General features: G+C 75.3%; 11 protein-coding genes. 1 reads left to right on the top strand and 10 read right to left on the bottom strand.

From position 1 onward, the window contains the following. The 10 genes from murG to mraZ form a co-directional block, all read right to left on the bottom strand. Positions 1–1,229, bottom strand: a 1,229-nt coding sequence (gene murG / locus KVT14_RS05010; protein WP_217614650.1) for an undecaprenyldiphospho-muramoylpentapeptide beta-N-acetylglucosaminyltransferase, incomplete at its 3' end; no start/stop codon positions are given. 101 nt (positions 1,230–1,330) lie between these two features. Further along, entirely contained in the window at positions 1,331–2,563 is a 1,233-nt protein-coding gene (gene ftsW, locus KVT14_RS05005) for a putative lipid II flippase FtsW (RefSeq protein ID WP_217614649.1), read from the bottom strand. An 11-nt stretch (positions 2,564–2,574) separates the two neighbouring features. Then, a complete protein-coding gene (murD, locus tag KVT14_RS05000) occupies positions 2,575–4,026 on the bottom strand; it encodes a UDP-N-acetylmuramoyl-L-alanine--D-glutamate ligase (RefSeq protein WP_308160898.1) in 1,452 nt (483 codons plus the stop codon). Positions 4,027–4,028: 2 nt separating this feature from the next. Next, the gene (gene mraY, locus KVT14_RS04995; RefSeq protein WP_147793787.1) at positions 4,029–5,105 is read right to left on the bottom strand and encodes a phospho-N-acetylmuramoyl-pentapeptide-transferase; all 1,077 of its coding nucleotides are present in this window, start codon (positions 5,103–5,105) and stop codon (positions 4,029–4,031) included. Continuing rightward, positions 5,102–6,589, bottom strand: a complete 1,488-nt coding sequence (gene murF / locus KVT14_RS04990) for a UDP-N-acetylmuramoyl-tripeptide--D-alanyl-D-alanine ligase (protein ID WP_217614648.1) — start codon at positions 6,587–6,589, stop codon at positions 5,102–5,104. Before murF ends, mraY begins: the two co-directional genes overlap by 4 nt. Next, complete coding sequence (locus KVT14_RS04985) at positions 6,586–8,196, bottom strand: UDP-N-acetylmuramoyl-L-alanyl-D-glutamate--2,6-diaminopimelate ligase (protein WP_217614647.1); 1,611 nt, start codon at positions 8,194–8,196, stop codon at positions 6,586–6,588. The genes murF and KVT14_RS04985 overlap by 4 nt, the downstream gene beginning before the upstream one ends. 94 nt (positions 8,197–8,290) lie before the next feature. After that, on the bottom strand, positions 8,291–10,162 hold the full coding sequence (locus tag KVT14_RS04980; RefSeq protein ID WP_308160897.1) for a penicillin-binding protein 2: 1,872 nt from the start codon (positions 10,160–10,162) through the stop codon (positions 8,291–8,293). Beyond that, on the bottom strand, positions 10,159–10,569 hold the full coding sequence (locus KVT14_RS04975; RefSeq protein WP_217614646.1) for a hypothetical protein: 411 nt from the start codon (positions 10,567–10,569) through the stop codon (positions 10,159–10,161). Before KVT14_RS04975 ends, KVT14_RS04980 begins: the two co-directional genes overlap by 4 nt. Continuing rightward, positions 10,566–11,687 carry a 16S rRNA (cytosine(1402)-N(4))-methyltransferase RsmH gene (gene rsmH / locus KVT14_RS04970; RefSeq protein WP_308160896.1) on the bottom strand — a complete coding sequence of 374 codons (1,122 nt, stop codon included), beginning with the start codon at positions 11,685–11,687 and terminating at the stop codon, positions 10,566–10,568. Before rsmH ends, KVT14_RS04975 begins: the two co-directional genes overlap by 4 nt. Positions 11,688–11,943: 256 nt before the next feature. Beyond that, entirely contained in the window at positions 11,944–12,378 is a 435-nt protein-coding gene (gene mraZ / locus KVT14_RS04965; RefSeq protein ID WP_147796856.1) for a division/cell wall cluster transcriptional repressor MraZ, read from the bottom strand. Positions 12,379–12,832: 454 nt separating this feature from the next. On the opposite strand from mraZ, the gene KVT14_RS04960 reads away from it, so the two are divergent. Continuing rightward, complete coding sequence (locus KVT14_RS04960) at positions 12,833–13,837, top strand: MoxR family ATPase (protein ID WP_217614645.1); 1,005 nt, start codon at positions 12,833–12,835, stop codon at positions 13,835–13,837. Positions 13,838–13,858 lie beyond the last annotated feature (21 nt).

The following is a 13,858-nucleotide window of genomic DNA, read 5'->3' as shown; positions in this document are numbered from 1 at the left end:
GCCACGGCCCGCTCGGCCGCCGCGCGCTCCGCCTCGGCCCGCTCCGCCGCGAGCCGCTCGCCCTCGGCCAGCGCGTCCTCGACGAGGTCGGCCACGCGCCCGGCCGCGTCGGGCACGCCGACCCGCGCGGCCGCCTCGCCCATCTCCCGGCGCCGGCCGGCAGCCTCGGGCGCGAGCAGCGGCAGCAGGTTCTCGGCGATCCACTCCCCCGTCAGCGCCTCGTCCGCCACCAGCACGCCGCCGCCCTCGGCGACGACCGGCTGGGCGTTGAGCCGCTGCTCGCCGTTGCCGACAGGGAGCGGCACGTACACCGCGGGGATGCCGAGCGCGGCGAGCTCGCTCACCGTGCCCGCGCCCGACCGGCAGACCACGAGGTCCGCGACCGCCAGCGCCTGCTCCATCTCGGCGAGGTACTCGCGCACGTGGTACCGCTCGGCGCCGGGGACCCCGCGGACCGCGGAACGGACGTCCTCGGCCTTGCCCGCGCCGGTGAGGTGCAGCACCTCGGCGCCGGTGGCGAGGATCGCGCGGGCCTGCGCGGCGACCGCGCGGTTCACCGACAGCGCGCCCAGCGAGCCGCCGGTGACCAGCAGCGTGACCCGCTCGGGGTCGAAGCCCAGCTCCGCCGCCGCGCGCCGCCGGGTCGCGCCCGCGTCCGCCGCGCGCTCCGCCAGCAGGTCCACGATCTCCGGGCGCAGCGGCAGGCCGGTGACCTGCGCGCGCGGCAGCCGGGTCCCCGGGAAGGTCACCGCGACGGCGGCGGCGCGCCGGGCGCCCAGCCGGTTGGCGAGCCCCGCGCGGGCGTTCTGCTCGTGCACGACGACCGGCACGCCCCGCGACCGGGCGGCGAGGTAGGCGGGCGTGGAGACGTAGCCGCCGAAGCCGACCACGGCGCCCGCGCCGAGCTCGTCGATCGCAGCGCCCGCGGCGTCCACCGCCTCGCGCAGCAGCCGGGGCAGCCGCACCCAGTCGACGGTGGGCCGCCGCGGCAGCGGCACCTTCGGGACCACGAACATCTCGAGCCCGCGCTCCGGCACCAGCCGCGCCTCGAGCCCCTCGGCGGTGCCCAGGGCGGCGACCCGCAGCTCGGGGTCGCGGGCGCGCAGCTCCTCCGCCACGGCGAGCAGCGGGTTCACGTGCCCGGCCGTGCCCCCGCCGGCGAGGAGGACCGCGCGCGGACGGGGCTCGGCGCCCTCCGCCGGGCCGGTGGGGGCGTCGGGTGCGGTCACGGTGTCCTCCGGGGTCACGGGCAGGCGGGTCGGGCGCGGCGGTGGCCGCTCAGGTCGGGATGGGGCGCGCGCGGTGCCGGGTCGCGGCGGCGCGGCGGCGGTCAGGCACGGGTCCGGCCGATCACGGCGAGCGACCGGCGGACCACGCTGGGCCGCGCGGCGAGCGCCTCCGCGGCGCCCGGTTCGGTGCGGGCGAACGAGATGACGACGCCGAGCGCGACCAGCGTGGTGATCAGGGCCGAGCCGCCCGCGGACACCAGCGGCAGCGGCACGCCGATGACCGGCAGCAGGCCGACGACCACGCCCATGTTCACCAGCGCCTGGCCGATGATCCACGCCGCGACGCCGCCGGTGACGATCTGGGCGAACGGGTCGCGGTGCCGGGCGATCACCCGGAACATCGCGAACGCCAGCACGCCGAACAGCGCGAGCACCAGGAGCGTGCCGATCAGGCCCAGCTCCTCGCCGATGATCGCGAAGATGAAGTCGTTGTGCGCCTCGGGCAGGTACGACCACTTCTCCCGGCTCTGGCCCAGGCCGAGCCCGAACCAGCCGCCGGTGGCGAGCGCCTGCAGGCCGTGCTTGGTCTGGTAGCAGCCTGCGGTGACGTCGCACGTGCCGCTGAAGAAGTTGAGGATGCGGCCGACCCGGTTCGCGCTGCCGATCGCCAGGGCCGCGACCACGACGCCCGCGAGCACGCCGGCGCCGACGAAGATCCGCATCGGGACGCCGGCGACGAACAGCGCACCGGCCACGAGCAGGATCATGATCATCGCCGTGCCGAGGTCGTGCCCGAGCAGCACCAGCCCGATCGCGCCGCCCGCGATCGGGATCGCCGGGACCGCCGCGTGCTTCCAGTCGTCGAACATCGGCTGCTTCCGGACGAGGATCATCCCGAGCCACACCACCAGGGCGAGCTTGAGCGCCTCGGACGGCTGGGCGGAGAACCCCGGCAGGTAGATCCAGCCCTGGTTGCCGCCCTTGCTCCGGCCCAGCGGGGAGAAGACCAGCAGCTGGGCGACGACACCCAGGCCGAGCAGCGGCCACGCCAGCCTCTTGTAGGTGGCGGGTCGGATGCGCGAGGCGAGCCACATGAGCGGCAGCCCGATCATCGCGTACTGCGCCTGCCCGAAGAAGACGGTGTACGGGGACTTGCCCGACGCCAGCGAGTCCACGGACGACGACGACAGCACCATGACCAGCCCGAGGACGAGCAGCAGCAGGCTGGCGCCGACGAGCAGGTAGTAGCTCGTCACCGCGCTGTTCCACTGCCCGAGGCGGGAGGGGCGCCGCTCGGCGGCGCGCGGGGCCGGGGCGTCCGTCGTCTGTGCCATCGGCGCCGGGGTCACCCCCTCGGGTGCAGGGCGCGCACCTCGACGGCGAACGCCTCGCCGCGGGCGGCGTACGAGGCGAACTGGTCCATCGAGGCGGACGCGGGTGCGAGCAGGACCGTGGTGCCCGCTGCCGCGCGGGTCTCCGCCAGGCGGCGGGCCTCGGTCACGGCGCGGGACATCACGGACCCAGTGTCACCGGGATCCACGCGGACGACGGGGACCTGCGGCGCGTGTCGGGCGAGCGCGTCGGCGAGCGGCGCCGCGTCCACCCCGATGAGCACGACGGCGTGCAGCCGGTCGGCGCGGCGGGCGACGAGCTCGTCGAACGTCGCGCCCTTGGCGAGACCGCCGGCGACCCACACGACGCTGCCCTCGGCGAACGAGGCGAGCGAGGCGGCCGCGGCGTGCGCGTTGGTGGCCTTGGAGTCGTCGACGTACCGGATCCCGTCGACCTCGGCGACGGTGGCGATCCGGTGGGCCCCGGGCGCGTAGGCGCGCAGGCCCGCGCCGACGGCCTCGGGCGGCACGCCGTGCGCGAGGGCCAGCGCCGCGGCGGCCAGGGCGTTCTGCACCACGTGCGGCGCCAGCCCGTCCGGTCCCGCCAGGTGCGCCAGGTCGTCGAACGTCGCGAGCTCGGCCGCGTGCGTGTGGCGCAGCGTCGCGAACCCGCGGTCGACGAGCATCCGGTCGACCAGCCCGACCTGCCCGACCCCGGGCGAGCCGAGCGTGAACCCGACCGCCACCGCGCCGTCGGCGACCTCGGCCTCGCGGACGAGGTCCTCGGTCGTGCGGTCGGCCGCGTTGTACACGCAGGCGACCTCGACGCCGGAGTAGATCCGGCCCTTGTCGGCCGCGTACGCGTCCAGGGAGCCGTGCCAGTCGAGGTGGTCGGCGGCGACGTTGAGCACCGCGGCCGCCTGCGCGGCCATCGACTCGGTGTGGTGCAGCTGGAACGACGACAGCTCGACCGCCAGCACGTCGAGCGCCGGGTCGGTCGCCGCCAGGACCACGGGGGTGCCGACGTTGCCGACCGCGGCGGTGCGCCGCCCCGCCGCCTGCAGCACGGACGCGAGCATCTCGACCGTCGTGGTCTTGCCGTTCGTGCCCGTGACGGCGAGCCAGGGCGCCGGGCCGTCGCCGGTGTCCCGGTCGACGCGCAGCCGCCAGGCCAGCTCGACCTCGCTCCACACCGGCACGCCGGCCGCGCGCGCGGCGGCGAGCAGCGGGTGCGCCGGCGGCCAGCCGGGCGAGGCGACGACCACGTCGACCCCCGCGAGGCCGTCCCCCGCGAGGAACGCGGCCACGTCCCGGACGTCGGCGTCCTCCGCCCGGTCGTCGACGGTCGTCACCCGCGCGCCGAGGCCGGCGAGCACGTCGCGCGCGGCGCGCCCGGACACGCCGAGCCCCGCGACGACGACCCGCGCCCGGCCCAGACCCTCGGCCCCACTCAGGTCGGCAGCCACGGTCAGCCCGTCACCCACTCCGCGTAGAAGATCCCGATGCCCAGCGAGACGAACAGCCCGGCGATCAGCCAGAACCGGATGACGATCGTGACCTCGCCCCACCCCGACAGCTCGAAGTGGTGGTGCAGCGGGGCCATCTTGAACACCCGCTTGCCGGTCATCTTGAAGAAGCCGATCTGGATGACGTCCGACAGCACGATGATGACGAACAGGCCGCCGATGATCGCGGCCAGCACCTCGGTGCGGGTCACGATCGAGATGCCGGCGAGCGCGCCGCCGAGGGCGAGCGACCCGGTGTCGCCCATGAAGATCTTGGCCGGGCTGGCGTTCCACCACAGGAAGCCGAAGCACGCGCCCGTGACGGCCGCGGCGACCACGGCCATGTCCAGCGGGTCGCGGGTGGCGTAGCACTTGAGGTTCTCCGCGAGCCCGCAGCGCTGGTTGAACTGCCAGACGCAGACGATGACGTACGCGCCGAACACGATCAGCGACGAGCCCGTGGCCAGGCCGTCGAGCCCGTCCGTGAGGTTCACGGCGTTCGACCAGGCGGTGATGAGGAAGTTCGCCCAGATCACGAACAGGATGGCGCCGATCGTGGCCCCGGCGAACGCCAGGTCCAGGCCGGTGTCCCGGATGAACGAGATGCTGGTGGACGCGGGCGTGCGCAGCGTGGCGTCGGGGAACTGCAGCGCCAGCACCGCGAACGTGATGCCGACGAAGCCCTGGCCCACGATCTTCCACCGGGCGGACAGCCCGAGGCTGCGCTGCCGGGAGATCTTGATGTAGTCGTCGAGGAACCCGACGACGCCCAGGCCGGTCATGAGGAACAGCACGAGCAGCGCGGACGCGCTCGGCAGGTTCCCGGTGACCAGGGCCGCGACGCCGAAGCCGATCAGCGTGGCCCCGATGATGACCACGCCGCCCATCGTCGGCGTGCCGCGCTTCGTGTAGTGCGCGGTCGGGCCGTCCTGGCGGATGAACTGGCCGTACTGCTTGGTGACCAGGAAGTTGATGAACAGCGGGGTGGCGAGCAGCGCGACGACCATCGCGACGCCGCCGGCGACGAGGACGGAGATCATGCCCGCACCCCCGTGTCCGTCAGCAGGTCGCCCAGGCGCCACAGGCCGGCGCCGTTCGACGCCTTGAGCAGCACGACGTCGCCCGCGCGGAGCTCGCGCTCGAGGAACGCGGTCGCCGCGTCGACGTCGTCGACCATGACCACCTCGTCGCCCCAGGAGCCCTCGCGCTGGGCGCCGGCGAAGATGCCGAGCGCGCCGGACCCGACCACGACGGTCAGGCCGACGTTCAGCCGGACCACCTGGAGGCCGATCGCCTCGTGCTCGCGGCGCGCGTCCTCGCCGAGCTCCATCATCTCGCCGAGCACGGCCACCGACCGGCGCTCGCGCCCCGCGACCACGGCGAGCGCGCGCAGGGCGGCCCGCATCGAGTCGGGGTTGGCGTTGTAGGAGTCGTCGATGACCGTGATCCCGTCGGGGCGGTCGACGACGTGCATCCGGTGCGGGCTGATCGCGTCGGCGGCAGAGAGGCCGGCCGCGACGTCCGCGAGCGGCAGCCCGACCGCCAGCGCGGCCGCGGCCGCGCCCAGCGCGTTGTGCACGTGGTGCTCCCCCACCAGCCGCAGGGTGACCTCGGCGGTCTCTCGCGAGCCGTCGCCCTCGACCGGCGGCACCCGCCCGGCGTCCAGCGTGAAGCCGGCGCGCCCGGCGCGGTCCACCCGCAGGCCCACCGCGCGCACGTCGGCGTCCGTGGTCGTGCCGAAGGTGGCGACCGCCGCCGGTGCCTGGGTGGCCATCGCGAGCACCCGCGGGTCGTCCGCGTTGAGCACCGCGACGCCGTCCGGGGCCAGCCCGGCGACCAGCTCGGCCTTGGCGCGCGCCACGGCCTCGATCCCGCCAAAGCCCTCGAGGTGCGCGTGGCCGACGACCAGCACCACCGCGACGTCGGGCGGCGCGATGTCCGTCAGGTACGTCAGGTGCCCGATCCCGGACGCGCCCATCTCGAGCACCAGGAACCGGGTCCGCTCGTCGGCGCGCAGCACCGTCAGCGGCAGGCCGATCTCGTTGTTGAACGACTTCTCCGGGGCGACCGTCGGGCCCGCCGCCGCGCACAGCTGCGCCAGCAGGTCCTTGGTGGTGGTCTTGCCGACCGAGCCGGTGACGCCGATGACCCGCAGGTCCGTGCCGCCGGGCTCGACCGCCGCCTCGCGCAGCCGCTCGAGCACCACGCGGGCCAGGTCGCCGAGCGCCTTCTCGACGTCGTCGACCACGACCACCGGCAGCGCCGTCGGGCCGCCGTCGTCGGGGCCGTCCTGCGTCACCGGGCGGGAGCCGAGCACCAGGGTCGCGCCCGCGCGCACCGCGGCGGCCGCGAAGTCGTGGCCGTCCGCGTGCTCGCCGGGCAGCGCCACGAACAGCGAGCCGGGCTCGACCTGCCGGGAGTCGACCACGACCGGGCCGGTCACGACCGTCGCCGGGTCCAGGTCCTCGGGGTGCAGGCGCCCGCCGGTCGCCGCGGCCACCTCGGCCGCCGTCATCGCGATCACGCGGTCTGCTCCTGCGCCTCGCGCGCCGTCAGGGCGGCGTCCGCCGCCCGCAGCACGTCGCGGTCGTTGTACCGGTGGAAGACCCCGGCGATCTCCTGGGTCGGCTCGTGGCCCTTGCCCGTGATGATGATGGTGTCCAGCTCCGTCGCGAGGTCGAGGGCGTCGTGGATGGCCTGGGTGCGGCTGACGGCCTCGTGCACGTCGGCCAGCGCGGGGCGCTCCTCGCGCACCCCGTCCAGGATGGCGGCCCGGATGGACGCGGGGTCCTCCGAGCGCGGGTTCTCGTCGGTCACGACCAGCACGTCCGCGAGGCGGGCGGCGATCCGGCCCATGAGGGGCCGCTTGCCGCGGTCGCGGTCGCCGTCGGACCCGAAGACGATGATCAGCCGGCCCGGCGTGATCGGCCGCACGGCCTCCAGCGCCAGGACCAGCGCGTCCGGGGTGTGCGCGTAGTCGACCAGGCACAGCGGACGCGGGCTCGCGCCGCCGCGGCGCTCGATCACGCGCTCCATCCGGCCGGGCACGCCCGACGCGGTGCCGACGGCGTCGATCGCGACGTCCAGCGGCACGCCGGCGCGGTGCGCGAGCACGATCGCCAGCGCGGCGTTCGACACGTTGACCAGGCCCGGCAGCGGGCTCGCGGCCCGGTGCCCCGCGCCGTCCGGGCCGCGCAGCGTGAAGGTGGAGCCCACGCCGTCCAGGCCGACGTCGGCCTCGGTCACGGCCCAGTCGGCCGTCTCCCCCTCCGGGGCGCCGACGTGCGTCGCGACGGTGTCGACGGGGATCTCGGCCTCGTCGGCCAGCCGGCGGCCCCACTCGTCGTCGACCACGACGACGCCGCGGCGCGCGTGGCCGGCGCGGAACAGCTGGGCCTTCGCGCGGAAGTAGCCCTCCATGTCGCCGTGGAAGTCCAGGTGGTCGCGCTGCAGGTTCGTGAACCCCGCGACGTCGAGCTCCAGGCCGTTCATCCGGCCGAGCGCGAGCGCGTGCGAGGACACCTCCATGGCGGCGGCGGTCGCGCCGCGCTCCAGGCCGCGGGACAGGATCGACTGCACGACCGGCGCCTCGACCGTGGTGCGGGGGCTCTCGATGGCCTCGTCGCCGATCTTCAGCTCGACGGTGCCCATGACGATCGTCCGCTCGTGCTGCCGGCGCAGCGCGGCCTCGACGAAGTACATGGTCGTGGTCTTGCCGTTGGTGCCGGTGACGCCGACGGTGGTCAGCCTGCGGCCCGGGTGGTCGTGCAGCTCGGCGGCGAGGACACCGGCGATCGCGCGCGGGTCGTCGGTGACCAGCACCGGCAGCGCGCGCACGGCGTCGTCCGCGGACGCGGCCAGCACCTCGGCGCCGGCCCGGTCCGTGACGACCGCCACGGCGCCGGCGGCGGCGGCCTGCGCCGCGTGGGTCGCGCCGTGGGTGTGCGCGCCGGGCACGGCGACGAACAGGTCACCCGGGAGGGCGTCGCCGCTCGCCACGGTGACCCCCGAGGTCGCGAGGTCCGCCGGCAGCGCGGCACCGGCCCTGACGAGCCCGAACGCGTCGGCGAGGTCGGCGACCCGGCGGCTGTGGGGGTGCTCCGGCCGCAGCCGGCCCTGCGGGGACGTCATAGGGAGAATCTACCGCGCGGGCCACGGACCCCCGCGACCGGGGCGGACGGGCGGGCGCCCGCGGGCGCGGCGGTGCTGGTGGCGCGCACGGTGCTCACCACGTCGTCGGGAAGAGCTGCGGCTGCGTCCCGCTGGGGGCGATGCCGAGCTCGGTCAGCGCGTAGCCGGCCACGTCGGAGAACACGGGCGCGGCGACGGTGCCGCCCCACTCGGACGTCCGCGGGTTGTGCAGGATCACGCTGACGGCGATCGCCGGGTCGTCCGCGGGGGCGACGCCGATGAACGACGCGGTGATGCCCTGGGTGCCGTCGGCGGCCCAGGCCTGCGCGGTACCGGTCTTGCCGGCCACCCGGTAGCCCGGGATCGCCGCGGCGGAGCCCGTGCCCTCGTCGACCGCGCTCTCCATCATGGTGAGCACCGTCTGGGCGGTCTCGGGCGAGACCACCTGGGTCGTCTCGGCGGCCTGCGACGGGGTGAACGTGCCGTCGGGCTCGGTCCACCCCTTGACCAGGTGCGGGGTGACCCGGACGCCGCCGTTGGCGATCGTCGCGAACACGTCCGTCGCCTGCAGCGCGGTCACCGACAGGCCCTGGCCGAACAGGACGGCGTACTTGGTGCGGCCGTCCCACTTGTCGGCGTCCCGCAGCACGCCGGACTGCTCGGCCGGCAGCTCGATCCCGGTCTTGGTGCCGAAGCCGAACTTCGCCAGGTAGTCGTGCCGCACCTGCTCGGGCAGGTCCTGGCCGATCATCACGGTGCCGGTGTTCGAGGACTCGGCGAGGATGCCGGTCGTCGTCAGCTGCATCCCGGAGTGCTCGTGCGAGTCCTTGAACGTCTGCCCGTTGGCCGTCGTGTAGTTGTACGGGACCGTGTACTGCTCGAGCGGGTCGGTGATGCCGGTCTCGATCGCCGCGGCCATCGTGATGATCTTCGCGGTCGAGCCAGGCTCGAACACGTCGGACACCGCGCTGGACCCGCCCCAGAGCGTGTCGTCCGCGCCGGGGTCGTTGGGGTCGACGGTGCGGGACTCGGCCATCGCGAGCACCTCGCCGGTCTTGATCGCGGTCATCACGATCGTGCCGGAGTCCGAGCCGGTCTTCGCGACCTGCTGCTCGATCGCCTGCTGGGCCTTCCACTGGATGTCCGAGTTGATCGTCAGCTGCACGCTGCGGCCGTCGGTCGCGGCGGTCGACTCCTCGAAGCCGCCCGGGATCTGCTGGCCGCCGCGGCCGCGCTCGTACGTCGTCTCCCCCGGCGTCCCGGACAGCTCGGAGTCGAGCGTCGACTCCAGGCCCTGGGCGCCGCTCCCCTCGGAGTTGACCCAGCCCAGCAGGTTGCCCGCCAGGTTGCCGTTCGGGTAGACGCGCTCGGCCACCTGCTCGGACGTGATGCCGTTGATCCGCAGCTCGCGGACCGCCTGCCACACCTCGGGCAGCACGTTCTTCGCGACGTACTTGTAGCCGGCGTCGCCGTCCAGCGTCGCGCCGAGCTCGGCCGCGTTCACGCCGAGGATCGGGGCCATCAGCTGCGCGGCGCCGGCCGCGCCCGAGTAGGTGGTGCCGTCCTCCGTCGTCGACCAGGTCTTCACGAGGCGCTGGTTCACCACGATGTCGTAGCGGTCGACCGAGGTGGCGAGCACCTCGCCCTCGCTGTCGGTGATCGTGCCGCGCGCCGCCACGAGCTGGGAGGTGGTCAGCCGGCTCGTCAGCGCCTCCGCCGCGATCGCGTCGCCGCCGACGCCCTGCAGCCAGAGCAGCCGGCCGGAGAACACGGTGAGCAGGAGCGCGACGACCACGACCAGCACCGTGCGGCGCCGGTCGAGCATCGCGACGCTCGGGCCGCCGGGGCGGGGCGTCCACGGGCCGCGGGGGCCGCGCTGGGTCGGGACCCCGGGGGCCGGTCGCCGGGCGGGGGTCCGCACCGGGCGGGCGGGCGCGGCGGTGCGCCGGGTGGTGGGCGTGCTCACTGCCCGGCCCCGACGTCGCCCTGCACCGTCCCGTCCGACAGCCGCAGCCAGCCGGTCGACCCGGCGGGCACCATGCCGAGGCCGGTGGCGGCCTCGGCGAGCTTCGCGGGCGCCTTGTTCGCGTCCAGCTCGGCGGACAGCGACTGCTCGTCGCGCGCCAGCTGGGCGAGCTCGACGTCCATCGAGCGCTGCTCGTACGCACCGGCCGCGAGCTGCGTGTTCAGCAGCAGCGCCGCGAGCAGCGCGCCGGCCAGGATCGCCATGCAGGTGACGACGAACGGCACGTGCGTGCGCGCCTGCGCCGGCGGCCGGACCAGCCGGAGCCGCGGCCGCTCCGGGGCGGACCGGGGCGCGTCGGACGGCCGCGGGCGGACGCGCGGTGCGCGGGCGACCTGCTCAGCGCTCATGCGGTTCTCCTCGGTCCGTTCGGGGTGCGGGGCGTGCGGGGGCTGCGGCTGCGGTCCGGGCGGCGGGCGCCCGGACCGCCGGTACTGCCGGCGTCGCCCGGGGTGGGCCGCAGGTGCTCGGGGGTGGGGCGCAGCCGCTCGGCGGCGCGCAGCCGCACGGACTGCGAGCGCGGGTTGCGGGCGAGCTCGGCGGCGTCCGCCTCCTCCGCGCCGCGGGTGAGCAGCCGCAGGTACGGCGCGTGCGTGTCGGGGACCACCGGGAGCCCGGGCGGGGCGCTGATCTCCGCGCCCGCGGCGAACGCGCGCTTGACCAGGCGGTCCTCGAGCGACTGGTACGCCTCGACGACGATCCGGCCGCCGACCACCAGCGACTCGACGGCCGCCGGGATCGCGCGGGCCAGCACCGCGAGCTCGTCGTTCACCTCGATCCGCAGCGCCTGGAACGTGCGCTTGGCCGGGTTGCCGCCGGTCTGCCGGGCCGCCGCGGGGATGCCCGCCCGGACCAGGTCGACCAGCTCGGAGGTCCGCTCCAGCGGGGCCTTCTCGCGGGCCTGCACGATGCGGCGGGCGATCCGGCCGGCGAACCGCTCCTCGCCGTACTCGCGCAGCACCCGGACGAGGTCGGCCTCGTCGTAGGTGTTGAGCACCTCGGCGGCCGTGCGGCCGCGCGTCGGGTCCATCCGCATGTCCAGCGGTGCGTCCTGCGCGTAGGCGAAGCCGCGCTCGGCCTCGTCCAGCTGCAGCGAGGACACGCCGAGGTCCATCAGCACGCCCTGCACGCCGGGCAGGCCGAGACGCTCCACGACCTCGGGGATCTCGTCGTAGACCGCGTGCACCGGGGTGAACCGGTCGCCGAACGGCGCGAGCCGCGCCGAGGCCAGGCGCAGCGCCTGCGGGTCGCGGTCGATGCCGACGACCCGCACGTGCGGCAGCGCGGCGAGGACGCCCTCGGTGTGGCCGCCCATGCCGAGCGTCGCGTCGACCAGGACCGAGCCGGGCTCCGCCAGGGCGGGGGCGAGCAGGTCGATGCAGCGCTGCAGCAGCACCGGGAGGTGGCGGGAGGCGGCGTCGCGCTCCGGGCGGGCGGGCTGGTCGGGCAGCTCGGGCGCGTCGGGCACGGGGGTCTCCTTCCTCCGGGTGGTGCGGCTGCGTGGTGCGGGTGCGTGGTGCGGCTGCGTGGTGCGGGTGGTGCTTCGCGGGGCACGGGGGTGGTCGGGCGGCCCCTCCGCCGTCCGACCAGATCCCCCACCGGCCCTCTGACGCCGGGGAAGTGCGTCAGAGCTGCCGGGGGGAGGTCTCGCCGGGCGGTGGTGCTGGGTGGTGCGGGTGGTGCTGGGTGGTGCGGGTGGTGCTGAGTGGTGCGGGTGGTGCGGGTCAGAAGGCGCCGGGGAAGACCTCCTCCGCCGTCTCGGCGTAGCCGGCCTCCTGCTCCGCCAGGTACGTCTCCCACGCCTGCAGGTCCCAGACCTCGACCCGGGTGCCGGCGCCGATGACGGCGACGTCCCGGTCGAGCCCCGCGTAGGAGCGCAGCATCGGGGGGATCGAGATGCGTCCCTGCTTGTCGGGCGTCTCGTCCGAGGCGCCCGACAGGAACACGCGGAGGTAGTCGCGGGCCTGCTTGCTGGTCACGGGGGCCTGGCGCAGCTTGTCGTGCATCCGCGCGAACTCGTCGAGCGGCAGCAGGAACAGGCAGCGGTCCTGGCCCCGGGTCATGACCAGGCCCTGGGCGAGCTGGGGGCGGAACTTGGCCGGGAGGATCAGCCGCCCCTTCTCGTCCAGCTTCGGGGTGTGCGTCCCGAGGAAGGGCACGGAGGAGCCGAGCCCGGCCAGCGCCTGCTCGAACCCCACGTCGTCCACCTCCCCCGGACCGCGCGCACGGGCACCCCTCGGCACCCGATGGCTCCACGGTACTCCACTTCGCTCCACCCGCACGGGAGGAATTCGCGGCAGGCGGGTGAAGTTCCTGCGTCGTCGCAGGTCAGCGCCGGTGGAGCGGGGTGGAGGGTCACAAGGGCGCGGCGGGGCGTGGCACCCGGTCCGGGCCGATCCGCCGAACGCGGCGTCACCGCTCCTGCTGCGGCGTCTTCGCAGGTCAACGGGGTTGCGCGACCGGCGGAGCGCGGCGGGCGCCCTCGTCCGGGGAGGACGGTGGAGAGCCGCGGGGTGGTCCGGGTGGGGGGAAGTGGGGATTCCGGGTGCACGTTCACCTCCCGCCCGGAGTCGCCGCCGCTTAGGCTTCCCCCAGTCGACCGAGGGGGTCCCCATGCCCGTAGCAGTGCCCGGCGCGTCCGAGATGGACGAGCTCATCACCGTGACGGACCGGATGCGCGGGAGCATCGCCCGCGTCGTCACCGGCCGCCCGGAGCTGGTCCGCACCGCCGTCGCGGTCCTGCTCGCCGAGGGGCACCTGCTGCTCGAGGACGTGCCCGGCGTCGGCAAGACGACGCTGGCCAAGGCGCTCGCCCGCACGATCGACTGCACCGTCGGCCGCGTGCAGTTCACGCCCGACCTGCTGCCGAGCGACCTGACCGGCGTCACGATCTACCGCGCCGCGACCCAGGAGTTCGAGTTCCGGCCCGGCCCGGTGTTCTCGAACATCGTGATCGGCGACGAGATCAACCGCGCCTCCCCCAAGACCCAGTCGGCGCTGCTGGAGTCGATGCAGGAGGCGCAGGTCACCGTCGACGGCACCTCGTACCCGCTCCCCCGGCCGTTCCTCGTCGTCGCGACGCAGAACCCGGTCGAGATGGAGGGCACCTACCCGCTGCCCGAGGCGCAGCGCGACCGGTTCATGGCCCGGCTCACCGTCGGCTACCCGAGCGCCGAGGCCGAGCTCGCCATGCTCGACACCCAGGAGACCTCGGACCCGCTGGCGCACGTCACTCCGGTCACCGACGCCGACCAGGTCACCCGCCTCATCGACACCACCCGGCACCTGTACGCCTCGCCCGCGGTGAAGCAGTACGTGGTCGACCTCGTCTCCGGCACCCGCGACGACCCGGCCCTGCGGCTCGGCGCCTCCCCGCGCGCGGCGATCCAGCTGCTCCGCGCGGCCAAGGGCCTCGCCGCGGTCGACGGCCGGGACCACGTGCTCCCCGACGACGTGCAGCAGCTCGCCGAGCCGGTGCTGGCGCACCGCGTCATCCTCAGCGCCGAGTCGCGGCTGTCCGGGCGCAGCGGCCAGGACGTGATCGGCGACCTCGTCGCCCGCGTGGCCGTCCCCGCGCCGGCCCGCACAGCGGTGCGCGACCGGACCGCGGCGGGCTGATGCGCCTGCGCCCGACCCGAC

Source organism: Cellulomonas sp. GbtcB1, from assembly GCF_019091725.1.
In the GTDB taxonomy this organism is placed as follows: Bacteria; Actinomycetota; Actinomycetes; order Actinomycetales; family Cellulomonadaceae; genus Cellulomonas.
Note: the sequence above shows the minus strand (reverse complement) of the source record. Positions and strands in the feature narration are given on the sequence as shown.

Coding starts and splice junctions, on each gene's coding strand:
- ftsW (WP_217614649.1), bottom strand. CDS start 2,563: ATGGCACAGACGACGGACGCCCCGGCCCCGCGCGCCGCCGAGCGGCGC.
- KVT14_RS04985 (WP_217614647.1), bottom strand. CDS start 8,196: ATGACGTCCCCGCAGGGCCGGCTGCGGCCGGAGCACCCCCACAGCCGC.
- KVT14_RS04960 (WP_217614645.1), top strand. CDS start 12,833: ATGCCCGTAGCAGTGCCCGGCGCGTCCGAGATGGACGAGCTCATCACC.
- KVT14_RS04975 (WP_217614646.1), bottom strand. CDS start 10,569: ATGAGCGCTGAGCAGGTCGCCCGCGCACCGCGCGTCCGCCCGCGGCCG.
- mraY (WP_147793787.1), bottom strand. CDS start 5,105: ATGATCTCCGTCCTCGTCGCCGGCGGCGTCGCGATGGTCGTCGCGCTG.